The 25,251-nt window shown below is 71.5% G+C and carries 21 protein-coding genes; 7 read left to right on the top strand and 14 right to left on the bottom strand.

All coding sequences use genetic code 11. The features are described from left to right. Window positions 1–165 precede the first annotated feature (165 nt). Window positions 166–1,041, bottom strand: coding sequence for an oxidoreductase (locus IE278_RS33355; RefSeq protein WP_189777756.1), 876 nt, complete (start codon window positions 1,039–1,041; stop codon window positions 166–168). Between the two features lie 136 nt (window positions 1,042–1,177). On the opposite strand from IE278_RS33355, the gene IE278_RS33350 reads away from it, so the two are divergent. Then, on the top strand, window positions 1,178–2,095 hold the full coding sequence (locus IE278_RS33350; protein WP_189777754.1) for a helix-turn-helix domain-containing protein: 918 nt from the start codon (window positions 1,178–1,180) through the stop codon (window positions 2,093–2,095). Window positions 2,096–2,113: 18 nt separating this feature from the next. Here IE278_RS33350 and IE278_RS33345 read toward each other — a convergent pair whose 3' ends face one another. Then, window positions 2,114–3,583, bottom strand: coding sequence for an MFS transporter (locus tag IE278_RS33345; protein WP_189777752.1), 1,470 nt, complete (start codon window positions 3,581–3,583; stop codon window positions 2,114–2,116). Between the two features lie 321 nt (window positions 3,584–3,904). Between IE278_RS33345 and IE278_RS33340 the strand changes: the two genes are divergently transcribed. The 3 genes from IE278_RS33340 to IE278_RS33330 all read left to right on the top strand — a co-directional run bounded on the left by IE278_RS33340 (window position 3,905) and on the right by IE278_RS33330 (window position 6,619). Continuing rightward, window positions 3,905–4,483 carry a TetR/AcrR family transcriptional regulator gene (locus tag IE278_RS33340; protein WP_189777750.1) on the top strand — a complete coding sequence of 193 codons (579 nt, stop codon included), beginning with the start codon at window positions 3,905–3,907 and terminating at the stop codon, window positions 4,481–4,483. 137 nt (window positions 4,484–4,620) lie between these two features. Continuing rightward, window positions 4,621–5,979: a sensor histidine kinase gene (locus IE278_RS33335; RefSeq protein WP_189777748.1), complete on the top strand. Its 1,359-nt coding sequence runs from the start codon at window positions 4,621–4,623 to the stop codon at window positions 5,977–5,979. After that, complete coding sequence (locus IE278_RS33330; RefSeq protein ID WP_189777746.1) at window positions 5,948–6,619, top strand: response regulator; 672 nt, start codon at window positions 5,948–5,950, stop codon at window positions 6,617–6,619. Before IE278_RS33335 ends, IE278_RS33330 begins: the two co-directional genes overlap by 32 nt. A 27-nt stretch (window positions 6,620–6,646) precedes the next feature. Here IE278_RS33330 and IE278_RS33325 read toward each other — a convergent pair whose 3' ends face one another. Then, on the bottom strand, window positions 6,647–7,693 hold the full coding sequence (locus IE278_RS33325) for a fatty acid desaturase family protein (protein WP_189777835.1): 1,047 nt from the start codon (window positions 7,691–7,693) through the stop codon (window positions 6,647–6,649). A 221-nt stretch (window positions 7,694–7,914) separates the two neighbouring features. After that, window positions 7,915–8,118 (bottom strand): cold-shock protein, encoded by a 204-nt coding sequence (locus IE278_RS33320; protein ID WP_189777745.1) that lies wholly within the window; start codon window positions 8,116–8,118, stop codon window positions 7,915–7,917. A 533-nt stretch (window positions 8,119–8,651) separates the two neighbouring features. Here IE278_RS33320 and IE278_RS33315 point away from each other — a divergent pair. Together IE278_RS33315 and IE278_RS33310 are read left to right on the top strand one after the other, a co-directional pair. After that, window positions 8,652–8,924 carry a hypothetical protein gene (locus tag IE278_RS33315; protein ID WP_189777744.1) on the top strand — a complete coding sequence of 91 codons (273 nt, stop codon included), beginning with the start codon at window positions 8,652–8,654 and terminating at the stop codon, window positions 8,922–8,924. Between the two features lie 130 nt (window positions 8,925–9,054). Further along, on the top strand, window positions 9,055–10,320 hold the full coding sequence (locus tag IE278_RS33310; RefSeq protein ID WP_189777742.1) for a N(5)-(carboxyethyl)ornithine synthase: 1,266 nt from the start codon (window positions 9,055–9,057) through the stop codon (window positions 10,318–10,320). Here the strand turns inward: IE278_RS33310 and IE278_RS33305 are convergent. The 8 genes from IE278_RS33305 to IE278_RS33270 all read right to left on the bottom strand — a co-directional run bounded on the left by IE278_RS33305 (window position 10,271) and on the right by IE278_RS33270 (window position 19,602). Then, entirely contained in the window at window positions 10,271–11,458 is a 1,188-nt protein-coding gene (locus IE278_RS33305) for an LCP family protein (protein ID WP_189777740.1), read from the bottom strand. The two genes, IE278_RS33310 and IE278_RS33305, sit on opposite strands and share 50 nt — an antisense overlap. Before the next feature lie 45 nt (window positions 11,459–11,503). After that, the gene (locus IE278_RS33300; RefSeq protein ID WP_373312159.1) at window positions 11,504–13,582 is read right to left on the bottom strand and encodes a bifunctional polysaccharide deacetylase/glycosyltransferase family 2 protein; all 2,079 of its coding nucleotides are present in this window, start codon (window positions 13,580–13,582) and stop codon (window positions 11,504–11,506) included. Between the two features lie 221 nt (window positions 13,583–13,803). After that, window positions 13,804–14,586 carry an ABC transporter ATP-binding protein gene (locus IE278_RS33295; protein ID WP_189777738.1) on the bottom strand — a complete coding sequence of 261 codons (783 nt, stop codon included), beginning with the start codon at window positions 14,584–14,586 and terminating at the stop codon, window positions 13,804–13,806. Then, complete coding sequence (locus tag IE278_RS33290; RefSeq protein WP_189777735.1) at window positions 14,583–15,419, bottom strand: ATP-binding cassette domain-containing protein; 837 nt, start codon at window positions 15,417–15,419, stop codon at window positions 14,583–14,585. The genes IE278_RS33295 and IE278_RS33290 overlap by 4 nt, the downstream gene beginning before the upstream one ends. Continuing rightward, window positions 15,416–16,297, bottom strand: coding sequence for an ABC transporter permease (locus IE278_RS33285; protein WP_189777733.1), 882 nt, complete (start codon window positions 16,295–16,297; stop codon window positions 15,416–15,418). Before IE278_RS33285 ends, IE278_RS33290 begins: the two co-directional genes overlap by 4 nt. Next, on the bottom strand, window positions 16,294–17,259 hold the full coding sequence (locus tag IE278_RS33280; RefSeq protein WP_189777731.1) for an ABC transporter permease: 966 nt from the start codon (window positions 17,257–17,259) through the stop codon (window positions 16,294–16,296). Before IE278_RS33280 ends, IE278_RS33285 begins: the two co-directional genes overlap by 4 nt. Then, entirely contained in the window at window positions 17,259–18,788 is a 1,530-nt protein-coding gene (locus IE278_RS33275) for an ABC transporter substrate-binding protein (RefSeq protein ID WP_189777729.1), read from the bottom strand. The genes IE278_RS33280 and IE278_RS33275 overlap by 1 nt, the downstream gene beginning before the upstream one ends. Window positions 18,789–18,873: 85 nt before the next feature. Continuing rightward, window positions 18,874–19,602, bottom strand: coding sequence for a DUF1684 domain-containing protein (locus IE278_RS33270; protein WP_189777727.1), 729 nt, complete (start codon window positions 19,600–19,602; stop codon window positions 18,874–18,876). A gap of 328 nt (window positions 19,603–19,930) precedes the next feature. Here IE278_RS33270 and IE278_RS33265 point away from each other — a divergent pair, with 328 nt between their 5' ends. After that, entirely contained in the window at window positions 19,931–21,139 is a 1,209-nt protein-coding gene (locus IE278_RS33265; protein ID WP_189777725.1) for a hypothetical protein, read from the top strand. A 645-nt stretch (window positions 21,140–21,784) separates the two neighbouring features. Here the strand turns inward: IE278_RS33265 and fusA are convergent. Beyond that, a complete protein-coding gene (fusA, locus tag IE278_RS33260) occupies window positions 21,785–23,887 on the bottom strand; it encodes an elongation factor G (protein WP_246571040.1) in 2,103 nt (700 codons plus the stop codon). A 443-nt stretch (window positions 23,888–24,330) separates the two neighbouring features. Further along, a complete protein-coding gene (locus IE278_RS33255; RefSeq protein WP_246571027.1) occupies window positions 24,331–25,095 on the bottom strand; it encodes a DUF429 domain-containing protein in 765 nt (254 codons plus the stop codon). Between the last annotated feature and the right edge of the window lie 156 nt (window positions 25,096–25,251).

Genomic DNA, 25,251 nt, shown 5'->3' with positions numbered 1-25,251 from the left:
ACACACGACGTCAGGTGCAGGTCGCACGTCGCTGGACGCGCCGTTCCCCGCGCCCCTTAGGCGGGAAGGGTTGACCGGCGCCGATCCGTGCGCCGCGCGCGCCTTAGGTGGTGAGGGTTGCCCCGTGTCAATCCGTGCGCCGCGTAGCGGGCCCTCGCGTGGGGGTCAGGAGGCGATCTTGTCCAGTTCGGTGATCTCCTCCGGCGGAAGCGCCAGGGTCGTCGCCGCGATGTTCTCTCGCAGGTGCGCCCGTGAGGACGTGCCCGGGATCAGGACGATCGACGGTGAGCGCTGCAACAGCCAGGCCAGGGCGACCTGCTGGGGCGAGGCGCCCAGCCGGGCGGCGACGTCGGTCAGGATCTGCGACTGCAGCGGGGAGAAGCCGCCGAGCGGGAAGAACGGCGCGAACGCGATCCCCTCCGCCGCGCACCGCTCGACGAGGGCGTCGTCCTGGCGGTTGGCCAGGTTGTAGAGGTTCTGCACGGTGACGACCGGCGCGATGGCCTGCGCCTCGGTCAGCTGCGCGGCCGAGACCGAGCTGACACCGAGGTGCCGGATCAGCCCCTGCTCCCGCAGCTCGGCCAGCGCCCCGAACTGGTCGCTCAGCGGCTCCTCGTCCGTGCCCACGACGGAACCGACCCGCAGGTTCACCACGTCGAGCGCCTCCACGCCGAGGCGCCGGAGGTTCTCGTGGACCTGGGCCTTGAGGTCCTCGGGCTCCCGCGCGAAGATCCAGGCGCCGTCGTCACCGCGGCGGGCGCCGACCTTGGTCACGATGCGCAGGTCGTCGGGGTAGGGGTGCAGGGCCTCCTTGATGATCTCGTTGACCACGAACGGTCCGTAGAAGTCGCTCGTGTCGATGTGCGTGATGCCCCGCTCGACGGCCTCCCGCAGCACCGCGACCGCCTCGTCCCGGTCCTTGGGCGGCCCGAACGCGTTGGGGCCCGCCAGCTGCATGGCCCCGTACCCCATGCGGGTCAGGGTCAGGTCGTCGGCCAGGGTGAGGGTGCCGCCGGAGAGCGTGCCGGTCACGTCCGTCATGGTGTTGCCTCTCGCTGTACTTCTCGAGTCCTTGCTCCTCGACTCTGCGCCGGGCCGGACGCGGACGGCAGTACCCCGCTGTTCCTGGGAGTGGCAGGGACAGTCACCCGCGCCGGGACGGAACTACGGTGGAGACATGAACGGCACGAACGTCCTCGGAGAGTTCCTGCGCGCCCGCCGGGCCCTGGTCCGGCCACAGGACGCCGGTATCCGCGGCGGCGGCCTGCGGCGCGTCCCGGGCCTGCGCCGCGAGGAGGTGGCGATGCTCTCCGGCATCAGCGCCGACTACTACCTGCGCCTGGAGCAGGGCCGCGACCGCAACCCGTCGCTGCAGGTCCTCGAAGCCCTGGCCGACGTCCTGAATCTGGACGCCAACGCCACGGAGCATCTGATCGGCCTGGCCCAGGCCCGGCCCTCCCAGGCCCACCGGGCCGCTCCCGCCACCGGTCGCGGACGCGGGGCCGCCCGCAGGCCCGAGACCGTGCCGCCCGACATCCTCCAGCTCCTGGAGGCCTGGCCGAACAACCCCGCCCACGTCGAGAACAAGTTCACCGACGTGCTGGCCTCCAACGCGCTGGCCAGGGCCCTGTCCCCGAACCACGCCCCCGGCAGCAACATCATGCGGGCCGTCCTCCTCGACGAGAGCGAACGGGAGCTGCGCCGGGACTGGGACGAGCTGACCGAGGCGGGGGTCGCCGCGCTGCGGGCCAATGTCGGGCCCGACGTCGACGATCCCCGCCTGGTGGAACTCGTGGGCGAGCTGTCCGTACGCAGTGAGCGTTTCCGGTATCTGTGGGGCCGCCACGACGTGCGGCCCAAGCAGTCACGTCTTCTGCGGCTGCGCCATCCGAAGGTCGGCGATTTCGAGCTGCACGCCAGCAAGCTGGGCATCGTCGGATCGGACGGTCTGATCCTGAAGGTCTTCCAGGCCGCACCGGGCAGCCGGGACGCCGAACTCCTCGCCATATTGGGGAGTCTGACGGCGTCCGGCGACGCGGACCGCGACCCGGCAGGCCCGGAGAGCCGCCGGGCCGTCGAGGAGCAGGAGCAGTGACATCGAGGAACAGTCGCGTCAGCCGCGTGCGGCGGGGGTGACGCTCTCCGTGTCCGCACGCGCCGGGGCCGAGCCCTGGTCCGGGTCGCCGGAGGCGCGGGGCGCGCCGGCGAGACGGCGTACGTGCTGGACGGGGACGAGCAGCGCGGCCAGCGCCGCGGCCAGGCAGAGCAGGGCCAGCAGCGTGAACCCGTGGGTGTAGCCGGAGGCCTCCGGCAGGCCCGAGGACTGCAGGTGGCCGGTGACCAGGACGCTGGTGACCGCGGCGCCGATGGACCCGCCGATGGTGCGGATGTTGGCGTTCATACCGGTCGCGGCGCCGGTCTGCTCGGCCGGGACGCTGCCGACGATCAGGTTGGCCATCGAGGCGAACGCGAGGCCGATGCCGAGCCCGAACACACCTGATACGAAGGCCACCTGCCACTGCTCGTCGTGCCACAGGGCGAGGAATCCGCAGGCGACCGCACCGAGCGCGGCGCCGGTCGTGAGCAGCTTCTTGGCTCCCACGACGGGTTCCAGCCGGCCGCTCAGGATGCCCGAGAAGAACATGGCGACCAGCATCGGCAGCATGAGCAGTCCGGACGCGGTGACGCTCGCGCCGAAGCCGTACCCGGCGGAGCTGGGGGTCTGGACGAAGGCGGGCAGGAAGGACCAGATCGAGTACATGCCCGCGCCGAACAGCAGCGCGGCGGTGTTCGTGGTCCACACGGCGGGCAGCCGCATGACCTTCAGGTCGATCAGCGGCGAGCGGGAGCGCGCCTCGGCGAGCAGCCACAGGACGAAGAGGACGACCGCGGCGGCGAAGAGCCCGATCACCCGGCCCGAGCCCCAGCCCCACTGGGTCGCCTGGCTGAGCGGCAGGAGCAGCGCCACCAGCCAGGCCGACAGCAGGACCGCGCCGAGCCAGTTCACGCGGCCCTCGGCGCGCCGGGGCGACTCGGGGACGTAGCGCAGGGCGATGAGGACGGTCACCGCGACGACTCCGACGGGCAGCCAGAACAGCCACCGGTAGTCGAGCGCGGACACGATGGGGCCGGCCGCGACCATGCCGACACCGCCGCCCGCGGCGATCACGGCGGACAGGTTGCTGATGCTGGGGCTCACCCGGGTCGGGGCGAACTCGTCCCGGATGATGCCGAAGGAGAGCGGGAACAGCGCGCCGCCTATGCCCTGGACGACGCGGGCGACGATCAGTACGCCGATGGTCGGGGCGAGCGCGGCGATCAGACAGCCGATCATCACGGTCACCAGGACGGCGACGAGGGTGCGCTTCTTGCCGATCAGGTCGCCGACGCGGCCGAGGATCGGGGTGAAGACCGAGGCGGACAGCAGGTAGGCCGTCATCACCCAGGTCGCGGTGGCCTGGGAGGTGTGCAGTTCGTGCTGGACGGTCGGCAGGGCCGGCGCGATCAGCGACTGGAGCATGGAGAAGACGCCCGCACCGGTCGCGAGGACCGCGAAGGTGAGGCGGGTGGACTTGCGGGGCATGGAAAGCCTCTCCGAACTGGTTCCTGTCCGTGTGCGGCCGTGAGCGGCAGCCGGGAGCAGGGGAGGTCGCGGAAGGTGTCAGGGAGTGTCAGGGAGTCGGGCGGCGCGCTCGGCGCGGGGCCCGGACGACAGGGGGGTGGCGTCGCGCCGACGGCGCGTGCGGCCGCACGTGTCCCCGGTGGACGCACCCCGCACTGTTAAAGTGGAGGCACCCCTCCACTGTAGCGGAGGCATACCTCCGCTTCAACCTCGTCCCGATACCCTCGCCTCGAACTCGTCCCGATCCCTTCGCCTCGACCTCGTCCCGCCCGGGAGGCAGCAGTGACCGCCCAGTCGTTCCCCGTCAGCGAGATCGTCGCGACCCGGCGGCCGCACCGGAAGGACGCGGCGCGCAACTACGACGCGCTGCTCGCCGCCGCCCGTGAGGCCTTCGCCGAGCAGGGCGCGGACGCCTCCCTGGAGGACATCGCCCGTCGCGCGGGCGTCGGCATCGGCACGCTGTACCGCAACTTCCCCACCCGCAGGCACCTCTTCGAGAGCCTGTACGCGGACGAGGTCAACTCGCTGTGCGAGGTGGCCGACGAGGTCGCGGAGCTCGAACCGTGGGAGGCGCTGACGACCTGGCTCGACCGGTTCGCCGGCTACATGGTGACCAAGCGGGCCGTGCGCGAGGCCCTGAACGACGAGTCGGCGATCTTCGCCGCCTGCCGCGAGTCGATGTACGCGGCAGGCACCCCGCTGTTCGAGCGGGCCCAGCGGGCCGGCGAGGCGCGTACGGACATGACCTTCGGCGATCTGCTGCGCATGGTCGCGGGCATCACCGCGACGAACTTCGACGACGACACCCAGCGCGAGCGGGTCATGTCCATCGCCCTGGACGGTGTACGCGTCAGCCACTGACCCGACGGAAGCCGGTCCGCCCCAGGGGTTCCGGCGGCCTCCTCCCTGCGGAGGATGCCTTCACGGAGGAGGCGGCCAGAAACCGTTCCTCCCCCGGTCAGAGGGCCGAGCCCCGCGGTCCGTCTACCGTTGGGGCCATGACCCTGATGGACTCGTTCGCCGGACGGCGCGTGCCCCCGGCCGTCACGGACGCGGGTCTGGCCCTGCTCTTCACCGCGGGCGCGCTGGTCCCGCTCGTGCCGATGCCCGCCACCGTGCCCGCGCTGCGCACCCCGGACGCCCTGTTCGTCGTACTCGCCCTGCTGTCCGCTCTGCCGCTGGCCGTCCACCGGCGGTTCCCCCTGCCGGTTCTGCTGATCATGACGGTGGCGGTTGCCGCGCTCCAGGCACGGCACTACATCCCGCACCTGTCGGGTCCGCAGGGCACCTCCATCGGACCCTCCTACATGGGGGTGGCCACGGCCGTCCTCCTGACCGCCCGGCGGGGCGCGCCCAGGACGGCCACCCTGGTCGTCGCCGCGGTCATCCCGGCGGCGGCCGTCACCGAGGCGGTCCTCGCCCCGGCCGGGCACCGCATCGCCACCCTCCTCGCGGAGGCCGTCCTGCTGGTCGGGGCCTGGGCGCTCGGCCGGCTGACCCGGGCCCGCGCCGCCATCCGCGACCAGGCGCTGGAACGGGCCGCCGCGCTGGAACGCGCGCAGGAGGCCAACGCGCGCGCCGCCGTCATGGAGGAGCGGACCCGGATCGCCCGCGAACTGCACGACATCGTCGCGCACAACGTCAGCCTCATGGTCGTCCAGACGATCGCCGCCGACCGGATCCAGGACCGCGACGGCGCCAAGGCCCACGAGCTGCACGGCACGATCGAGGAGACCGGCCGGGCGACCGTCACCGAACTGCGCAGACTCCTCGACGTGCTGCGTACGGAGGACGAGGCGGCCGCCGATCCGAGCAAGGAGCCGCCGCAGCCCACCGTGGAGGCGCTGCCCGCGCTGGTGGACGCGGTGCGCGCGGCGGGCCTCACCGTGGACTTCACGACGACCGGGGTCCCCGCCGAGCTGCCGGCGGGCTCGCATCTGACCGTCTACCGCATCGTGCAGGAGGGCCTCACCAACACGCTCAAGCACGCCGGCCACACCCACGCCGAACTGACCATCGCGTGGGAACGCAGGCACCGGCGGCTCACCGTCCGGCTGTGCGACGACGGACCGCGGCCGGGCGAGGGGGCGGTGGCGCGCCCGGCCGACCTGCCCGACGGGCCCGGTCACGGACTGCTCGGCATGCGCGAACGCATCGGCGCCGTGGGCGGTGTGCTGCACACCGGCCCGCGGCCGGGCGGCGGGTACTGCGTGCACGCGGTCGTACCGCTGCCGGCGTCGACGCCGGCCCACTCACCGACGCCACCACCGGCACCGGACGATCCCTCATTCGACCTCGCAGGGCACTACGAAGGGCATTCCCCGCATGCAAGCGATCCGCGTCCTGCTGGTCGATGACCAGCCCATGATCCGGACGGGATTCCGGCTCATCCTCGAAGCGGAGCCGGACATCACGGTCGTCGGTGAGGCGGCGGACGGCGTCGCCGCCGTCGAGAGCACCCGGTCCCTGAGCCCGGACATCGTCCTGATGGACATCCGGATGCCGACCATGGACGGCGTCGAGGCCACACGCCGTATCGCGGAGACGGGGTCGTCGAGCCGCGTCGTCATCCTGACCACCTTCGACCTGGACGCTCACGTGGTGGACGCCCTGCGCGCGGGGGCCAGCGCCTTCCTCGTCAAGGACGGACCGGCCGACTCGCTCGTCGGCGCCATCCGTACCGTGGCGGCCGGTGACGCCGTGCTCTCGCCCCGGGTCACCCACCGGCTGCTCGACCGCTTCGCCCATCTGGGCGCGCCCGCGTCCCCGGACGTGCCGTCCCGCCTCGGCGCGCTCACCGGCCGTGAACTGGACGTCCTGCGGGCCCTGACCCGTGGACTGTCCAACGCGGAGATCGCACTGGAGCTGGGCGTGGGAGAGACGACGGTCAAGACGCACATCGCGCACATCCTGGAGAAGTACGGGCTCCGCGACAGGGTGCAGGCCGTCATCCTGGCGTACGACTGCGGGCTGGTGGTGCCGCGCAGTCCCCGGTGACGGACGGCCGGGGGTGAGCCGGAGGGCTCAGTACTCCAGCTCCGGCCGCAGACGCAGCGGGCCGCCGACGGTGTGCAGATGCCTCAGCACCTGGGCGTACGAGTCGAGGAGGGTCGTCTCGTGGTACGCGACGCCGTGCCGGGCGCAGAAGCCGCGGACGAGTTCCTGGGCGTGGCGCAGGCTGGGCCGCGGCATGGACGGGAACAGGTGGTGCTCGATCTGGTAGTTCAGTCCGCCGAGCGCCAGGTCGGTGAGCCGGTGGCCGCGGATGTTGCGTGACGTCAGGACCTGCCGGCGCAGGAAGTCGACCTTGTCGTCCTTGCCGAACAGGGCCATGCCCTTGTGGTTGGGGGCGAACGAGCACCCCATGTACAGCCCGAACAGTCCCTGGTGCACCGCGATGAAGGCCAGGGCCTGGAGCGGGGTCAGGACCAGGAACACGGCGGCGAGATAGCCGCCGATGTGCGTCGTCAGCATGGCCGCCTCGGTGAGCCTGGTCGCGCGCCCGGTACGCGTACGGCCGCGCTCGATGGTGGCCTGTACGCCGGCGACCTTCAGGGCCAGTCCCTCAAGGAGCAGCATGGGGAAGAACAGCCAGGCCTGGTGGCGGCCCAGCCAGGCGTAGGCGCCGCTGCGGACGCGGGCCTGGTCCTCGGTGAAGGCGATCGCGCCGTCGGCGATGTCGGGATCGCGGTCGACGTGGTTGGGGTGTGCGTGGTGCCGGGTGTGCTTGTTGATCCACCAGCCGTAGCTGAGGCCGACCAGCAGGTCGGCGTGGACGCGGCCGAGCACGTTGTTGACCCGCTTGGAGGCGGCGATCTGGTGGTGTCCGGCGTCGTGTCCGATGAACGCGGTCTGGGTGAACATCACCGCGAGGAACGCGGCGGTCACCAGCTGCCACCACGACTGTCCGATCAGCGCGAACGCGGTCCATCCGGCGGCCAGCAGGAGGAGGTTCGCCCCGACCTTGACCGAGTAGTAGACCGGGCGCCGCTTCAGCAGTCCGCTCTGTTTGACCTCGCGGGACAGGGCGGCGTAGTCGCTGCCGCGGCGGGCGGGGGGCGGCTTGGTCATCCGGGCGGGATCGGCCGGGTCGGTGCTCCGGGCGACGGTCTCGGTGGTGGTCACGTGTTTCCTCTCGGGGTGCGGGCGGGCCGGCCGTGCGGGGCAGGCGTCCGGGCCGTGGGGGCCCGGTCCTGGCGGCCTCGCGCCGTAGACACCCCGAGGCAGGCCCGCGTACGGGCCTGCCTCGGAAAGGGCCTGCCTGGGAAGAGAAGGCTCAGGAAGGGGGCTCCTCAGAGCGCGCGGACCTGGTCCGCCTGCATTCCCTTGGGACCCTGGCTTGCCGTGAACTCCACCTTCTGGTTCTCCTCCAGGGAGCGGAAACCTTCGGTGTCGATGGCCGAGTGGTGCACGAAGATGTCGGCGCCGCCCTCGTCAGGGGCGATGAAGCCGAAGCCCTTCTCCGCGTTGAACCACTTCACAGTTCCAAGACTCATGTGATGTCTCCTTCGAGTCGAGATGACGAGCTGAGCGGAGAGCGCGCGTCGCGCGACTCCGGGTTGCTGGTCGCCAGGCCGTCGAAGAAAACCCCCGAAAACGACATAACGCCCGCTGCCAGAACTCCGCGGGCGCTTCCACGTTCGCAAACTTCAACTACAACCACTCATTCCAACGTCCGGTGTGCCGGATACGTTCCCGATGGGGGAAAAAGGTCCGCGGCCAGGCTTCCATCCCTTCCCGCCGGGTCGGCGCCGAATGCGGAAGGGAGTACGGTTACGTCACCGGGCGCACCTCGTACGCCGTCATCCGTTTCGGCGTCGCACTCGGAGAACGGCAATGGCCGACGCAGATCGAATCCGGCCGGAAATGAGCCGCGCGATGCCTTCTGGCTCGTACCGTCACGCCGTCTCCCGCAGTCCCTTCCGCACCAGGCGATAGCGACCCTCCCAGCTCTTCGGACGCCCTTCCGGGGCCTTCGGGAGCCTCGTGCACGGTCCGACCAGACCCGAACACAGAGGATGCGGGACACATGTACTCACAGGACGCGATCTCCGGCCACCGCCGCGGGCGCCCCGAACCGACCGCCGAGATGCTCTCCGGACTGGTCTGCCTGATGTGCGGCACCGACTACCGCAACGCACCCGACCCCGAGGCCGTGGTGGTCTCCCACCACGACGGCGGCCAGATCCTCGCCTGCCACGGGACCTGCGCGCGCATGGCGTGCGGATCCGTCAACGGCCTCGGCGAGACGGCCCTCCCCCTGGACGAACGCGTGCGCAGGCACCGGGGAGACCGACCCTGATCCGGCCGGTCCGACCGATGCGGCCGGTCCGGCGGGGAACACCCCGACCCAGCACGGCGCACGAACCGGAACAACGAACGAACCAGCACGACGAACGCCCGCACGACGACAACGAAATAGAAGGACGCGCATGAGTCTGTTGAGTCTCGGAGTACTCGCCTCCTCCCACAAGGAGAACGAGTTCCGGCTGCCGCTGCATCCCGGTCACCTCGACCGGATCGCTCCCGACGTACGCGCGAAGATCTTCCTGGAAGAGGGCTACGGCGGCCGGTTCGGCGTCGGCGACGACGCGCTGCGCCCGCTGGTCGGCGGACTGCGCTCCCGCGACCAGCTCCTCGACGAGTGCGATGTGCTCCTCCTGCCCAAGCCCATGCACGAGGACGTCACCCGGTTGCGGCAGGGCCAGGTGCTGTGGGGCTGGCCGCACTGCGTCCAGGACGAGCGGATGACGCAGCTCGCCATCGACCGGCAGCTCAGCCTCATCGCCTGGGAGGCCATGAACCACTGGACCTCCACGGGCGCCTTCAGCGTCCATGTGTTCCACAAGAACAACGAACTGGCCGGCTACTGCTCGGTGCTGCACGCCCTGCAGCTCGGCGGTCTGACCGGCAGCTACGGTCGCCGGATGCGCGCGGTGGTCATCAGTTTCGGGGCCACCGCACGCGGCGCGGTCACGGGTCTGGGTGCCATGGGGATCTCCGACGTCACGGTGCTGACCCAGCGTGCCGCCGCGGCGGTCGCCTCGCCGATGCCGTCGGTCGTGATGGGTCACTTCGCGGAGCGCGAGGACGATCCGTCCCGTCTTGAGGCGCTCACCGGGCTCGGCCCCGTGCCGCTCGCGGAGTACCTGGCCGGGTTCGACGTGATCGTCAACTGCATAAGGCAGGACACCGACGCGCCGCTGACGTTCGTCGCCGAGGAGGAGCTCGCCCTGTTCAAGCCGGGGACCTTCTTCGTCGACGTCTCCTGCGACGAGGGCATGGGCTTCGAGTGGGCCCGTCCGACCACCTTCGAGGACCCGATGCCCCAGGTGGGTTCCGGTTGCCACTACTACGGCGTGGACCACAGCCCGTCGCACCTGTGGAACTCGGCCACCTGGGAGATCAGCGAGGCGCTCCTGCCGTATCTGCGCAAGGTGCTGAGCGGCCCGGCGGCCTGGGACGAGGACGCCACGATCAGGAACGCCATCGAGATCCGCGACGGTGTCGTGCTGAATCCGAAGATCCTCTCCTTCCAGAAACGGTCGGCCGCCTACCCGCACGCCGTCGAGGTCCCGGCCGCCGCGCTGCCGCCGGCTCCGCTGCTTCCCACGGCTCCGGCACTTTCCCCGGCGTCGGAGAGCATGGTCACTTCCCCTGCGGGAGCGTCACCGGGCGGTCGTTCCGCAACTGTGTGAAGAGGGTCCGTGCGCGGCGGTCGTCCCATTTGACGGCGCTGCCCTTGGAGGTGGCGAGAGCGGGGTCGGAGACCGGCACGTTGAGCTGCCGGCCGCCGCCCGCGGTGACGCCCCGCATCGCCCGGAACAGTGTCATGAGGTCCCGCAGGCCCGTGTCCTTGTCGACCACCAGCGTGTCCAGGCCCGCGCTGAGGGTCGGGAAGGACCTGGCGGGGTTGAGGAGGGTGCCGGGGGTGACCGCCTTCTCGGCGAGGGCGGCCAGGAACTTCTGCTGGTTGCGGGTACGGCCCAGGTCGCCCTGGGCCTCCTGTTTGCGCTGCCGGACGAACGCCAGCGCCTCGGCGCCGTCGAGGGTCTGGCAGCCCTTGCGCAGGTCGGCGCCCGAGTTCTTGTCCCTGACGTCCCGGTCCAGGCACATGTCGACGCCGCCGACCGCGTCGACCACGCCGACGAAGCCCGCGAAGCCGATCTCCGCGTAGTGGTCGACGTGCAGCCCGGTGTTGCTCTCGACGGCCCGTACGAGCAGGTCGGGGCCGCCGAGGGAGAACGCGGCGTTGAGCTTGTCCGGCTCGGCGCGGTAGCTGCGCCCGGTCTCGGGGCGGACGTACGACGGGACGGTCACCCAGGAGTCGCGCGGCAGGCTCAGCATGGTGGTGCCGTTCGCGCCGGTGTGCAGCAGGATCATCGAGTCGGTGCGGCGGCCCTCGGCGGAGCCGGTCCGCAGGTCCTTCCTGGCCTGCTCGGACAGTCCCGCCCGGCTGTCGGAGCCCACGATCAGGTAGTTGGTGCCCTTGCCGGCCGGCGCGCGGTCCGGGAGCGCGCCGAGGTCGACCTCCTGGTCCAGCTCGGTGTCGGCCCACACATAGGTGCCGGCGGAGGACGCGAGCAGCGCGGCGAGCAGCAGGACTCCCAGCCGCACGACCCTGCGGCGCCGGGTGGGGCGGGGCTTCGGGGATCTGCCGCCGCCCGCGCCCCGGTGGGGCCGGCTCCCGTCGTCCGTACGGCCCTCGTGCGTACGGCCCGGGGTGGCCGGTGAGGGCATGCCCGGCAGGGGTGCCGTACGTGTGGAGGCCGGGGCGCCGGTTCCGCGCCCCGACCACGAGCCGTGGCCCGTCCCGTGGTCGGTCCCGTCGTTCATCCGCCTGTCCAGTCCTTCGGCACCTGGGGTCACCCCGTCACGGGGTCATCTCGTGGGCAGACTCTTATACGGGGCGGGGCCGCCGATCTGTTCAGCGGCGGTGCCGGAACGCTTCATGATCTGCCACTGCAGCCGGCTGCCGAGCAGGGCGGCGACCACGGACTGGATGACGACGAGATACATCAGCTGCCGGTAGACGACGAGTTGGAACGGCATCCACCACAGGGTCCGTACACGTTCCCCGTCGAGCCGCAACGCGTAACCGGCGCACAGCAGTTGGACGGCCATGAAGGCGAACCACACCGCGGCCGAGCTGAACGGGTCGAGGAACAGCACGCCGTACAGGGCGAACACGTCGATGACGGGGGCGAGGAGCGGCAGCGCGACCTGGAAGATCGCGAGGTAGGTGAGTCCGCGCCGGCCGAAGCGTCCGGCGACGCCCGTCTCCAGGACGGCGCCGCGGTGCTTCCACATGGCCTGGATCGTGCCGAAGCACCAGCGGTAGCGCTGCCGCCACAACTGCCGCAGCGAGGTGGGTACTTCGGTCCAGGCGACGGCGGACTCCTCGTAGAGGACGCGCCAGCCCGCCCGCCACAGGGCCATCGTGAGGTCGGTGTCCTCGGCGAGGGTGTCGTCGCTGACTCCGCCGACCCCGGTCAATGCGTCCCTGCGGAAGGCCCCGATGGCGCCGGGCACGGTGGTCATGCACTCCAGCACCTCGAACATCCGGCGGTCGAGGTTGAAGCCGAAGCAGTACTCCAGGTGCTGCCACTTGGCGAGCAGGCCCCGCCGGTTGCCGACCTTGGTGTTGCCGCTGACCGCGCCGACGGCCGGGTGCGCGAGCGGCTGGACGAGGTGGTGGACGGCGTCCGGTTCGAAGACGGTGTCGGCGTCCACCATGACGAGGAGGTCGTGACGGGCGTGCTCCAGGCCGGTGTTGAGGGCGGCGGCCTTGCCCGCGTTGGCCTTGCGGATCACCAGCACCCGCGGGTCGCCGACGTTTTCGGCGAGTTCGGCCGTGCGGTCCGTGGAGCCGTCGTCGATCACGATGATCTGCAGCCGGGGGTAGTCGGAGGCGAGCAGCGAGCGGAGGGTGGCCTCGATCCCGGCCTCCTCGTTGTAGGCGGGGACGAGCACGGTGACCGGTTCCGTCACCTCCCGCAGCCAGGGCGCGCCGGGCCGGGAGCGTTCCAGGCGGCGCACATGGGCGCGGGCGAAGTGGACGAGCAGGATCAGCCGCAGCACGCCGAGCGCCCCGGCGATGCCGAGTGTCCAGGTCATCGCGTGCGAGAACTGGCGCCCCAGCCAGGCGGCCCGGATCAGCGCGGTGCCGCTCCAGCGCTCGACGGCCGACACCGGCGCGTACGGGGTGAGCAGGGTCCCGGCCGAGACGGTGGTGAAGCGGTCGACATCCGGATCGCTAAGCAGTTTCTCCGTCTCCCGGTACGCGGTCGCCGTCTGGCCGAGCTGACGGACCAGGCCCTGTGCGGGCGTGCGGGACGCCTTGTCGGCGGCGACCAGGACATAGCCCTGGGCGGTGGCGCGCCGGGCCGCCGTCCACTCGCGGCCGCACAGGGTGTCGGGCGAGGTGGTCCTCGGCATCCGCAGCAGGTTGGTGTGCAGGGCCGTGGCGCCCGCCAACACGCTCTGCGTCAGCTCCAGTTCGGCGGAGAAGCGGAGTGCGGACGTCTCGCCCAGGACGGCTCCGGTGTAGGTGAGGGAGCCGATCTCGTGGCCCTCGGCGCGGATCCGCCGTACGAGGTCCGGGTGACGGGCTGCCTGGGAGCCCAGGAGGAAGAAGGTCGCGCGGGCCCGGTGCTTCTTCAGCAGGTCGAGGAGGCGCGGGGTCCAGAGGGGGTCGGGGCCGCCGTCGAAGGTGAGCGCGACGGTACGGGCGGGCATCGAGGCGGTCTGTACGCCGTTGCGGTTGATGCCGATGACGGGACCGCCGCGGGTGACGGCGTCGGGTGCGGGCGAGGTGCAGGCGGACCGCGTGTCGGCGGCGTCGACCTCGTGGTTGGTCCAGCCCTCGAAGAGGAGCGCCGCGAACATCGCGGGCAGGACGAGTATCAGGAGCAGCCAGTGCCCTCGCGGGTCGCGGGACTGTTTGTGCCGGGCCCTCACCAAGCGCCGCCCCTCCCCCCGGCCGCTCTTCTCCCCTCCCCGGCGTCGGTGGCCGATGCGCGGGAAGAAGTCTGCTGCCACTGGCTGGCGGGGCCGGAGTTACGCATGGGGCGCGAGTCTAGCCACAGCTCCGCGCTCGCACGGGGTCAACTCCGAGCCTCACAGGAAGGCTTCACAGGTAGGGGCGCGTCCCGCTCAAGTGCCCCGCTGCGGACCGCCGTTCAGACCGGCAGCCGCGGCACGCTGTCGATCAGCCGCCGGGTGTACGGGTGGGCCGGCTCGCCCAACACCTGTGCGGTGTCGCCCTGTTCGACCAGCCGGCCGCGCTCCAGCACCGCCGTGCGCTCGCACAGGGAGGCGACGACCGACAGGTCGTGGGAGACCATGACGAGGGTCAGGTCCCGCTCCTCCTTCAGCTCGGCCAGCAGGTCGACGACCTTGACCCGGGTGGTCACGTCGAGCGCGCTCACGGGTTCGTCGGCGAGCAGTACACGCGGGTCGCACACGATGGCGCGGGCGATCGCGATGCGCTGGCGCTGGCCGCCGGAGAACTCGTGCGGGTAGCGGGAGGCGGTGTCCGCCGGGAGCCCGACCCGTTCCAGCGCGGCGGCCACCTTCGGCGCGGCACTCGTCCGGGAGTCGATGCCCAGGGAGCGCAGCGGTTCCGCGACGATCGCGGCGACGCGGCGGCTGGGGTCGAGGGAGGAGTACGGGTCCTGGAACACGCACTGGACGCCTCGCCGGAAGCGCCGCATCTGCCGCCTGTCGCGCGGGGCGAGCGGTTCGCCGTCGAAGCGGACGGTACCGGCGGTGGGGCGGGCGAGTCCCAGCAGGATCCGCAGCAGGGTGGTCTTGCCGGCGCCTGACTCCCCCACCAGGGCCAGCGACTGCCCCGGCTCGACGGCCAGGGACACATCCTGTACGACGTCGGCGGCGGCGCCCCGGTAGCGTACGGCCACGTCCGTCAGTTCCAGCACGGGCGCCGGCTTCGGCTCGGGTGTCATCGCGGGCTCCTCAGGTCCAGGGCGGACTCCAGTTTCCGGGCGCCGGCGACGAGCGCCCTGGTGTACTCGGCCCGCGGCGCGGTGACGACGTCCAGGACGGGGCCCTCCTCGACGGCCCGGCCGTCCTTCAGCACCAGCACCCGGTCGGTGACCTTGGCGACCACGGCGAGGTCGTGGCTGACGAAGAGCACGGCCATCTCGCGTTCGCGGACGAGGGTGTCGAGCAGGTCCAGCATCTCGGCCTGGACGGACACGTCGAGCGCGGTGGTGGGTTCGTCGGCGATGAGCAGTCCCGGGTCGCAGGCCAGCGCCATGGCGAGGGCGACACGCTGGCGCTGGCCGCCGGAGATCTCGTGCGGGAAGGCACGGGCGATCCGGTCGGGTTCGGACAGCCGGACCCGTACGAGTGCTTCGGTGACCGCGCTGTTCAGTTCCCGGCCCCTGAGGCCGGTCCTGCGGGCGAGGGGTTCGGCGATCTGGCGGCCCATCCGCATCAGCGGGTCGAGGGCGGTCAGGGGCTCCTGGAAGACCACGGCCGCGTCCCGGCCGCGTACGGCGGTGAGGCGTTTCTCGGGGGCGCCGACGACCTGCGTACCGGCCAGTTCGACACTCCCGGTGGCGGTCATGCCGTCGGGCAGCAGGCCCAGCAGGGCGAGGGTGGTCAGGGACTTGCCGGAGCCGGACTCGCCGATCAGACCGAGCCGTTCGCCGCTCGCGACGGTGAAGGAGAGGTCGTCGACGAGGACGCGCCCGTCGTCGGTGCGCACGGTCAGGCCGCGTACGTCGAGAAGAGTGTCGCCGGAGGTGTGGAAGGACGTGTCGCGGGGGCTCATGTGCGCCTCCTTCTCGTGGCCGGGTCGAGGGTGTCGCGCAGTCCGTCGGCGATGAGGTTGACGCCGACGACGAGCACGACCAGCAGGATGCCGGGGGCCAGCGCGCCCGCGGGCGCGGTGGTGAAGGTGGCCTGGGCTTCCTGGAGCATGCGGCCCCAGGAGGCGTTGGGCGGCGGGGCGCCGAGGCCGAGGTAGGACAGTCCGGCCTCGGCGAGCACGGCGAGACCGAATTGGAGGGCCAGGTTGACCACGAGGGTGGGCCAGATGTTCGGCAGGACGTGCCCGGCGACCGTACGCGGCCAGGAGGTGCCCGAGGTCCGGGCGGCGGTCACGTAGTCCCTGGCCAGGACCCGCTTGACGAGGATCCGCACGAGCCGGGCGACCACCGCGCTCTGCGCCAGGCCGATGGCGAGGATCGCGGAGCTGAGGGTGGCCGAGCGGGCGGCGACGACGAGCATCGCGAGCAGCAGCGTCGGGAAGGCGATGAGGATGTCGAGGAACGCGGCGAGGGTGTCGTCGAGCCAGCCCTGCGCGAACGCGGCGAGCACCCCGAGGGTCACCCCGACGAGCGCGGCGACGGCGACCGAGCCAAGACCCGCCTGGACGGCGATACGGGCGCCGGTCATCAGCTGGGTGAACAGGTCCCGGCCCAGCTTGTCGGTGCCGAGCAGATGTCCGTCGCCGGGTCCGGCGAGCCGGCCGCCGGAGGTGTCGTCGGTGTCGAAGGGCAGCCAGACGAGCGAGAGCAGGGCGAGCAGCACGATCAGGGCGGTCAGCGAGCAGCCGGCCCACAGGGTGGCGGAACGACGGCGACGTGAGACCGGCGCGTTCGACTCCGTGGGTTCCGTCTCCTTGAGCGGGGCGGCCGGCAGGGTCATCGGGCACCTCCGGAGAGCCGTCCGCGCAGGCGCGGGTCGATGAGCCGCTGGACCAGGTCGGCGGCGAAGCCGATCAGGAGCACGGCGAGGGTCGAGACGAACAGGACGCCCTGGACGACCGGGTAGTCGTGCTGGGCGATACCGGTGGCGAGCAGCGAGCCGAGGCCCGGCAGCGCGAACACCGACTCCACGACGACCGCGCCGAGCAGGGTCGAGGCGAGTTCGATCCCGAGGATGGAGATGACGGGTACGGAGGCGTTGCGCAGCCCGTGCCGCCACATGGCCCGCGGGAAGGACGCGCCGAGGGCCCGGGCGGTACGCAGATAGTCGCTGCCGAGGACGTCGAGGGTGGCGGAGCGCACGTACCGGATCAGGGAGGCGCCCATCACCAGCGCGATGGTGACCACCGGCAGGACCAGGGAACGGATCGCCTCGGCGGGCTCGGCCCAGCCGTCCTGCGGGAAGCCGCCGGACGGGAGCCAGCCCGCGTTCAGCGCGAACACGGCGATGAGGATCATGCCGAGCCAGAACACCGGTACGGCGATGCCCAGTTGGGAGATCCCGCTGAGGACCGCCCCGTACCAGGTGTGACGCTTGTACGCGGCGACGAAGCCGACGGGTACGGCGACGACGACGGCCAGCACGAACGCGGCCAGGGTCAGCGGGACGGTGACGTTCAGGCGGGCGCTGACCTCGGGGCCGACCGGCAGCGAGCTGACGAACGACGTGCCGAGGTCGCCGCTCGCCAGCTGCCCGAGCCAGTGGGTGAACTGTTCGGGCAGCGGACGGTCGGAGCCGATGGAGTGGCGGGCCGCGGCGATCTGCTCCGGACTGGCGCCCACCGAGGTGAGCGCGTTGGCCGGGTCGCCGGGGAGCAGGCGCAGCAGTACGAAGAGCACCACGCTCGCCAGGGCCAGCGACACCAGGAGGAACGCGAGGCGGCGCAGGAGATAGCGCCCCATCAGCCCTTCTTCTTGATGTCGTAGGCGTAGAACTGGGAGTTCAGGCCGTTGAGCGGGTAGCCGGAGAGCTTGCTGCTCGCGACCACGATCTGCGGGTAGAGGTAGAGCCAGTCGCTGGCCGCGTCCTCGGCGGTCCTGCGGTTGACCTTCTTCAGCAGGTCGGTCTGCTCGTCGGTCGTGGCGGCCTCCTCGGCCTGCTCGACCCACTGGGTGACCTGCTTGTTGTCGTAGCCCCAGTAGAAGTCGGGGTTGCCGTACCAGACCAGGTCGCGGTCGTTGACGTGCTCCTGGAGCGTGGCCGTGAAGTCGTGGTTCTTGTAGACCTTCGTGTACCACTCGTCCGGCGTGATCGTGTTGATCTTGACGGTGATGCCGACCTTGGCGAGCTGCGACTTGATGAAGGTCGCGGCGGTGGGGTGCGGGTCGTAGTTCGGGGTGTCGAGGGTGAAGCTGAGGCCCTTGGCGTAACCGGCCTCGGCGAGCAGCTTCTTCGCCTTGGTGACGTCGTACGCGTTGACGTCGGTGAGGTCCTCGTACCAGGGGTCGGTGGGCGGCACCATCGAGCCGATGAGCTTGCCGTAGCCGCCCCAGACGGACTCCAGGAGCTTCTTGTCGTCGATGGCGGCGGAGACGGCCTGGCGGACCTTGACGTCGGTGAACGGCTTGGCCTTGTCGTTGAAGGCGAGGAGCAGCTTGGTGGTGGAGTCGCCGTCGTTGACCTTGTAGTTCTGGTTGCTCTTGAACTGCTCCAGGGCGTCGGGCGACTGCTCGCTGGTGACCACGTCGACGGCGTTGGTCAGCAGCGCGTTGTTCAGCGCGGAGGCGTCCTTGTAGTAGTGGAAGACGACCTTCTTGTTGGCCGCCGCGTCACCCCAGTAGCCGGCGAAGCGGTCCAGGCTCAGCGCGGAGCCGCGGGTCCACTTGGCGAGCTTGTAGGGGCCGGTGCCGTCCTCGGTCGTCTTGAGGTCCTTCGCCTCGGAGTTGATGATCCAGACGTAGGAGAGGTTGTAGACGAAGGAGATCGACTTCTTCGACAGGGTGACCTTGACGGTCTTCGTGTCGGGGGTGGCGATGTCCTTGACGACTTCGAGGTTGCTCTTGCGGGCGGACTGCGAGTCCTTCGCGAGGACCTTCTCCAGGCTGTACTTGACGTCCGCGCTGGTCAGTTCCTTGCCGCTGTGGAACTTCACGCCGTCGCGCAGGGTGAAGGTGTAGGTGAGGCCGTCCTTGCTCACCTCGTGGTCCTGGGCGAGGAGGCTCTCGACCTTGCCGTCGTCGGTGAGCCTGAACAGGCCTTCGTAGACGTTGCCGTTCAGGGCCTCGGTGACGCCCTGGCCGCCGCCCGCGGTGTTGTCGAGGTTCTGCGGCTCGTAGAGGGAGCCGATGTTCACGGTCGCGCTCTTGTCCCAGGTGCCGGACGAGGCGCCGCTGCCGCCGGAGCCGCCGCCGCAGGCGGTGAGGCCGAGGGCGAGGGTGGCGACGGTGGCGGTGCCGTAGAGGGACGCTCTGGTCCTGCTGTTCTTGCTCATGGGTGTCAGGTGCCTTCGGTACGAGGAGCCGCGGGGTGCTGCCGGGAGCCGCCCGGTGCTGCGGGATTCGGTGCGGAGGGGGCGATCAGTGCTGGGCCGGGAAGCCGTCGCGGAAGAGGGGAAGCTTCTCGCCGGCCTCGACGGCCAGGTGGAAGCGGTTCTGCCGCGGCGGCATCGGACAGTTGTACTGATCGGAGAACCCGCAGGGCGGCACGAAGGCCCGGTTGAAGTCGAGGATCACCCGGTTGTCGTCCTCGGTCCGCCGTACGAACAGGAAGCGGCCTGCGCCGTAGGTGGTGTCCCCGTTCGTGGGGTCGCCGAAGACGAGGAGCAGGGTGCCGTCGTCGTCGAAGGCGCTGAGCGTGTACGCGCGGCCGTCGACGGTGAGCGTGATGTCACCCGGGACGACCAGCTCACGGGTGCCGCCGTTGTCCCGGAGGTGCTCGAACGCGACGCGGCGGGCGCCGGGCACCGGGGTGTAGGCCGCTTCCAGGACCCACGCCGGGTCGTACGGGAAGGCGGAGACGCCCTCGAAGTGCCGGATGGCGGGCGAGTCCGCGTCCCACAGGCGCAGACCGTGCTCGGGTGCGCCGGTGACGAGGTCGGTGCGCCGGAGCGTGGTGACCGTCACACGGTCCGGCTGCTCCGCACGGGCCGCCTCGACGTCGGGCTCCTCGCCGGCCGGCAGCCAGCGGGTCTCGACGAGGGCGAGGTTCCCGGTCGGCGAGGTGAGCGAGCGGTGGCGCTCGGCACGCCAGGCCTCCCACTCCTCCCCCGGGTCGACGGAAGCCGCGGAGGCGGTGGACTGGGACACGGCGGACTCATTCGGCTAGGGGGTGGCGGCGATCCCGGATCGCCGGATCACCGATGGGGCGAACACGGATCGTGAATAGATGGTCAAAGCATGTCCTTTATCGTTCATAAGGTCACCTAATGTCAAACATGCGTCTCAGAAATCGAGACGGCGGGTCTCATCTTCGTACGGTCCGCCGGAAGCGGCCCCGGGGCCCCCGCCCTCGATCGCTGCCCTCTGAACGTTTTCTTCGTCCTGCCGGCCCCCGGCCCTAGCGTGTCCGCATGCATGGCCCAACTCACCACCCCCCGGGCCTACTTACCGATACGTAAATGACGAAGGCGGCACGATGAAGCTGGTCGAACTTGTGGAGGCCGGCGACCTCGCCGGAGTGGTCCGGGAGCTGGGCGCGCTGTCACCGGAGCAGCGTGGGGCGTGCGCGGCCGGGCTGAGGGCCCACCGCGAGGCGGTCTCCCGGCGGGCCAACACCGCCGAGGTGAAAACAGCCCTGTTCGCCGCCGAACTGGGCTGCCAGGTCACCCCCGACGCCGCGGCGTCCTGGCTCCTGACGTACCGGTACTTCAAGGTGGACACCTGGACCGTGGACGTCCTTGACCTGCAGCCCGTCGCCTGGCGCGCCGAGCTGGCGGCACGGCTCGGGGAGCGGGCGACGGCCTCGGACACGGTGTACACGATCACCGAACACCTCGTCCACGACACCGGCTGCCCGCCGCCGGCCTCCCGGAAGTTCGTCCTGGCCTGGCTGTACAACCGCGCGAACAACCGGGAGCGGCCCGCGCGGGTACGGGGCGGGGTACCGGGTGCCGACCTCCTGGAGCGGCTGCGCGCGGACCCCTTCACCCCGACACTCGTCCCCTTGGCGGTGGCGAGACCCGGGCGTGTCGTCTTCGGCCGTCCGGGGTGGCTGCTGGAGGCCGTCGTCGCCCTCACCGCCGAGGGCTTCGCCGACCGTGCCGAGCTGGTCGACAACCTCTTCCGGGACATGGCCGGCGATCCGCCGGGAGGGGCCGAGGCGGCGGCCATGCTGGAGGCGGTGGCGCTCACCCCGGCCGAACACGCCCGGGTGGCCCCCGCACGGGCCGCGCTGGCCGCCCGCCTGCTCGGGCGCCTGCGGGACGACGGCACGCACACGGAGCCCGCGCCGTTCCTGGCGTTCCTGCGGGCCCTGCGCTCCACACCGGCCGAGAACGCGCTCCTGGTACGGGACCATCTGGCGCTGCTCGACCGGTCGTTGCCGGTGGCCGCGCACGCCCAGGAGGTCCTGGCCGGCCTGGACGAGTCGGGAGTGCTGGAGCCCGACGCACTCACCGAGGCATGCGAACGGCTCCTGCTCCGCCCGGAGAGAAAGCTGGTGCGCACGCAACTGGCTTGGCTGGACCGCGCGATCCAGCGGCATCCGGCGCGCGCGGACAGATTACTCGCCGACCTGTCCGTCGCCTTCGGACAGGGGGACTTGGGCTTACGGGGGTGCGCGCTGGACCTGGCGGAACGTCATGTCGCGGGGGCTGGGGAGTCGGTGCGGGACGCGTTGCGCTGAGGCCCACTCGGGGAGCGGCGGTCCCGCCCTTGCGTGGGCGGGGCCGACGTTCAGGGCCGGCGCTTGGGGCTGCCGCTTGGGTCCGCCGGAACTGAGCCGCCTGGGCAGGGACCGTCGGGGCGAGGCCGTCGGACCTCGCCCCTGAACCTGCCCAGACCCCGCCGGGACCGGCGAAGGCGCCGTCGTCGTCCGCGCTGTCCCCGGCGCCCTTGCCGCAGGGGAGGGCGAGGCCGACCGGCCGGGCTCCACACTGGAACCCGGCCTCCCTCCGGCCCCCCTCGGAGCCCGGACCCCACCTCGAAGCACGATCCCCGCCCGGAGCCCGACCGGTGCCCGCCTCGGAGCTCGAAGCCCGACCCGGAGACCGTCCGGACTACCGGGGCTCCGGTGTCCTCTCGCCCCACCCCAGAACCTGGAGAACCTGGGCCCGCCCCGGAATCCGGGGCGAGCCCGTCCGGCGGGGCGCCCGTGTCCCCTCGCCCCACCCCGGAGCCCGGGGCCGGAGCCGGAGACGTGAGCGGCGGGGCCGGAGCCCGAAACCCGGGGCCGGAATCTGAGCCCGGAACCCTGAGCCCTGAGCCCGAAACCCGGGGCTGGAGCCCGGACCCCAGAGCCCTGAGCTCGGGGCCCCCGGGGCCGTCCGGACTACCGGGGCGCCGGAGTCCCTTCGCCCGGCCCCGGCCCCGGCCCCGGTGCCGACCCCGGTGCCGGGGCGTACCCCGTGGGTCGGGTGGTGAAAACCCCCCGACCCTGCGTGCGGCTGCGCAACCGTGTCGCGTAGCCGAACAGTTCGGCGAGCGGCACGGTGGCGGTGACGACCGCCGCGCCCGCCCGCGTGGTCGACCCGGTGACCCGGCCGCGCCGCGCCGCGAGGTCGCCGAGGACCCCGCCCACGGCCTCGTCCGGAGCGGTGACCGTGACCTCGACCACCGGTTCCAGCACCGCCATCGCGCTCGCCCGCAACGCCTCACGGAGCGCGAGCCGTCCGGCCGTACGGAACGCCATCTCCGAGGAGTCCTTCGCATGGGTCGCACCGTCCCGCAGGACGACCCGCAGCCCGGTCACGGGATGCCCGCCGAGCGGACCTTCGCCCAGCGCGTCCCGGCAACCGGCCTCCACGGCCCGTACGTACTCCTGCGGCACCCGGCCCCCGACGACGGTCGACCGGAACTCGAACCCGGTCGCACCGGTACCGTCCTCGCGGTCGGCGGCACCCTCCAACGGCTCGACGTCGAGCACGACATGGGCGAACTGACCCGCTCCGCCGTCCTGTTTGACATGCCGGTAGACCAGCCCGGCGACCCCGCGTACGACGGTCTCCCGGTAGGCCACCCTCGGCCGGCCGACCCGGATGTCCAGCCCCTGGGCGCGGCGGATCTTCTCGACCGCCACCTCCAGATGCAGTTCACCCATGCCCGACAGGACCGTCTGACCGGTCTCGTCGTCGGTCCGGACCGCCAGGGAGGGATCCTCCTCGACGAGCCGTGCCAGCGCGGTCACCAGACGATCCGTGTCCGTGCTCGTCCGGGCCTCGACCGCGACCGAGACGACGGGGTCGGGGGTGGCCGGCGGTTCGAGGACCAGCGGAGCGCCGGGTGCGCACAGGGTCGATCCCGCGCGGGCGGACTTCAGTCCGACCACGGCGACGATGTCCCCGGCCACGGCCCGGTCCAGCTGGGCGTGCCGGTCGGCCTGGACCCGCAGGATCCGGCCGATCCGTTCGGTGCGCGTCGCACTCGCGTCCCGCACGGCCACCACCTCTCCCTTCCGGATCGTCCCCGAGTACACCCGCAGATACGTCAGCCGCCCGGTGGCGGTGGCGTTCACCTTGAACGCCAGGGCCGCGAACGGCGCGTCCGCATCGGCGGCCCGCACCTGCTCGGCATCGTCCAGCGTGCCGCGTACGGCGGGCACGTCCGACGGCGCGGGCAGATACGCGACCACGGCGTCCAGCAGCGGTTCGATGCCCCGGTTGCGGTAGGCCGAGCCGCACAGCACGACCACACCGTCACCGGTACGGGTCAGGTCGCGCAGCGCGCCCGCGAGCGTCCGCGCGGAGAGGCCGGCCGGCGTACAGAACTCCTCCAGGGCGCCGGGATGCAGCTCCGCGACGGCCTCCTCCAGCAGTCGCCGTCGCCGACCCGCCTCCTCGCGCAGCTCCTCGGGTACGGGCCCGTCCTGGAACCCTCCTTCGCCCTGGCCGTCGGCCCAGACCAGCGCCCGCATACGCAGCAGGTCGACGACTCCGCGGAACCCGTCCTCCGAGCCGATGGGCAACTGCACGACCAGCGGCGCCGGATGCAGCCGTTCCCGGATGGACGCGACCGCCGAGTCGAGGTCGGCCCCGGCCCGGTCCAGCTTGTTGACGAACGCGATCCGCGGTACGCCGAACCGGTCGGCCTGCCGCCACACCGACTCGCTCTGCGGTTCGACCCCCGCGACGGCGTCGAACACCGCGACCGCCCCGTCCAGCACGCGCAGCGAACGTACGACCTCGTCGGAGAAGTCGACGTGCCCCGGAGTGTCGATCAGGTTGATCCGATGCCCGTCCCAGTCACAACTGACGGCGGCGGCGAAGATGGTGATCCCGCGGTCGCGCTCCTGGGAGTCGAAGTCGGTGACGGTCGTACCCTCATGGACCTCACCACGCTTGTGCGTGGTCCCGGTGACATACAGGATCCGCTCGGTGACGGTGGTCTTGCCCGCGTCGACGTGGGCGAGGATGCCCAGATTGCGGACGGCATCCAGCGGGGCGACGCGAGGCGCGGAGCCGCTGTCATGAAGGGGATCGAGGTGATCGAGGTGATGAAGGTGGAGTTCGGTACGCACGGCCCAAGGCCTTCCAGGACTGACTGATCCGGATGGGGTCGGCGCGATTCCCGTACGTGTCGGACGTGTCGGACGTGTCGTCGGACGTGTCGGAGGTCCGGACGCATCGGACGTATCAGAGGTCCGGACACGTCAGATGTCAGATGTCAGACATTCGTGACGGGCATCCGATGCGAGCCGCGCAGCCCGCACCGGTGCCACGAAGACACGAGGATCACCTCGTACCGCGACAGAGGAACGACGACAGCGGTGCGGTACCGCATGGCCGGGCTCCTCTCACATGGTCACGGGACGCGCCGCGTTGGTGTGCGGTGCGCGTGGTGAGGCGAGTGTAGGGAACGAGACCAGCCCGACGCATGGGGTTATTCGCGTCCGGGCTCCCTGTCCCGGCGCTGCTCGGCGCGGGCCGGGGCGATGATCGTGGGCGCGTACCCCCGCGGGGCGGGGCCGCCCGCCCCGAGTACCTGACAGCGTGTGAGCCCGTGCCGTGACCACAACGCGGCCGTCCACGCGCAGAGCAGCGCGTCGATGAGGTCCTCCCGGTGCTTGTAGTCGGCCGCCCGCTGAGGTGAGGGCTCCTCGGTCAGCCGACGGGAGACCGGGTGCGAGGCGAGCAGCAGGGGCGGGTCGGCGGTGGCGAGGCCCGCCATCCGGCCGATCAGCCGGTCGCACGCCTGCGCCCGCACCGCTCGCCAGTCGGCCGCCGGCACGCGCGCCGGCCGGCGTTTGTAGGTGGGGCGCTCCTGGCCGTAACCCAGCTCGGGCGCTCCGACGAGCGTGGTGTACGGGTAGCACTCGGACAGGACCAGGCCGCTGGCCGGCGGACCTTCCCTGCCGTCGTCGTAGGACCAGCCCGCCTTCCGGAGCCGTTCGAGCAGGAGCACACCGGCCAGGCGGGCGGAGCCCAGGTTGGTGCTGTTCGCGCTCACCTTCCAACGGCCGTACCGCTGTCCCACCTCCCGCTCGCACGTCCGCTGGCCCGCCGGATTGTCGACGACCAGCGGCGCGTCGACGAAGACCAGGGTCGATCCGTCGACGGCTGTCCCGGTCAGCCATTCCGTCGTCTCGTCGAGGCCGCGGGTCCAGCCGCAGTCGACGACCGTGCCGGAGGCGTCGACGGCGGCCACACCCGTCTCGTTGGGCCTGCGGGTTCCGCCGTGCGCCCAGGCCAGATCGATGCCGATGAACCGCTCGATTCCCATACGTCGGTGGTATCAGAGGGCGGGGTCCGGCGGTGACCGGGAGGCTCAGCCGGTCCCGGTCCCGGGCGTGGTCCGGTCCCG

The sequence above is a fragment of the Streptomyces tauricus genome (genome assembly GCF_014650955.1).
Lineage (GTDB): Bacteria > Actinomycetota > Actinomycetes > Streptomycetales > Streptomycetaceae > Streptomyces > Streptomyces tauricus.
Note: the sequence above shows the minus strand (reverse complement) of the source record. Positions and strands in the feature narration are given on the sequence as shown.

Bases quoted from the DNA above. Each gene is read 5' to 3' on its own strand.
- IE278_RS33285 (WP_189777733.1), bottom strand. From the start codon at position 16,297: ATGACCCTGCCGGCCGCCCCGCTCAAGGAGACGGAACCCACGGAGTCG.
- IE278_RS33355 (WP_189777756.1), bottom strand. From the start codon at position 1,041: ATGACGGACGTGACCGGCACGCTCTCCGGCGGCACCCTCACCCTGGCC.
- IE278_RS33345 (WP_189777752.1), bottom strand. From the start codon at position 3,583: ATGCCCCGCAAGTCCACCCGCCTCACCTTCGCGGTCCTCGCGACCGGT.
- IE278_RS33315 (WP_189777744.1), top strand. From the start codon at position 8,652: ATGTACTCACAGGACGCGATCTCCGGCCACCGCCGCGGGCGCCCCGAA.
- IE278_RS33330 (WP_189777746.1), top strand. From the start codon at position 5,948: ATGCAAGCGATCCGCGTCCTGCTGGTCGATGACCAGCCCATGATCCGG.
- IE278_RS33320 (WP_189777745.1), bottom strand. From the start codon at position 8,118: ATGAGTCTTGGAACTGTGAAGTGGTTCAACGCGGAGAAGGGCTTCGGC.
- IE278_RS33275 (WP_189777729.1), bottom strand. From the start codon at position 18,788: ATGAGCAAGAACAGCAGGACCAGAGCGTCCCTCTACGGCACCGCCACC.
- IE278_RS33350 (WP_189777754.1), top strand. From the start codon at position 1,178: ATGAACGGCACGAACGTCCTCGGAGAGTTCCTGCGCGCCCGCCGGGCC.
- IE278_RS33335 (WP_189777748.1), top strand. From the start codon at position 4,621: ATGACCCTGATGGACTCGTTCGCCGGACGGCGCGTGCCCCCGGCCGTC.
- IE278_RS33280 (WP_189777731.1), bottom strand. From the start codon at position 17,259: ATGGGGCGCTATCTCCTGCGCCGCCTCGCGTTCCTCCTGGTGTCGCTG.
- IE278_RS33265 (WP_189777725.1), top strand. From the start codon at position 19,931: ATGAAGCTGGTCGAACTTGTGGAGGCCGGCGACCTCGCCGGAGTGGTC.
- IE278_RS33295 (WP_189777738.1), bottom strand. From the start codon at position 14,586: ATGACACCCGAGCCGAAGCCGGCGCCCGTGCTGGAACTGACGGACGTG.
- IE278_RS33310 (WP_189777742.1), top strand. From the start codon at position 9,055: ATGAGTCTGTTGAGTCTCGGAGTACTCGCCTCCTCCCACAAGGAGAAC.
- IE278_RS33305 (WP_189777740.1), bottom strand. From the start codon at position 11,458: ATGAACGACGGGACCGACCACGGGACGGGCCACGGCTCGTGGTCGGGG.
- IE278_RS33290 (WP_189777735.1), bottom strand. From the start codon at position 15,419: ATGAGCCCCCGCGACACGTCCTTCCACACCTCCGGCGACACTCTTCTC.
- IE278_RS33325 (WP_189777835.1), bottom strand. From the start codon at position 7,693: ATGACCAAGCCGCCCCCCGCCCGCCGCGGCAGCGACTACGCCGCCCTG.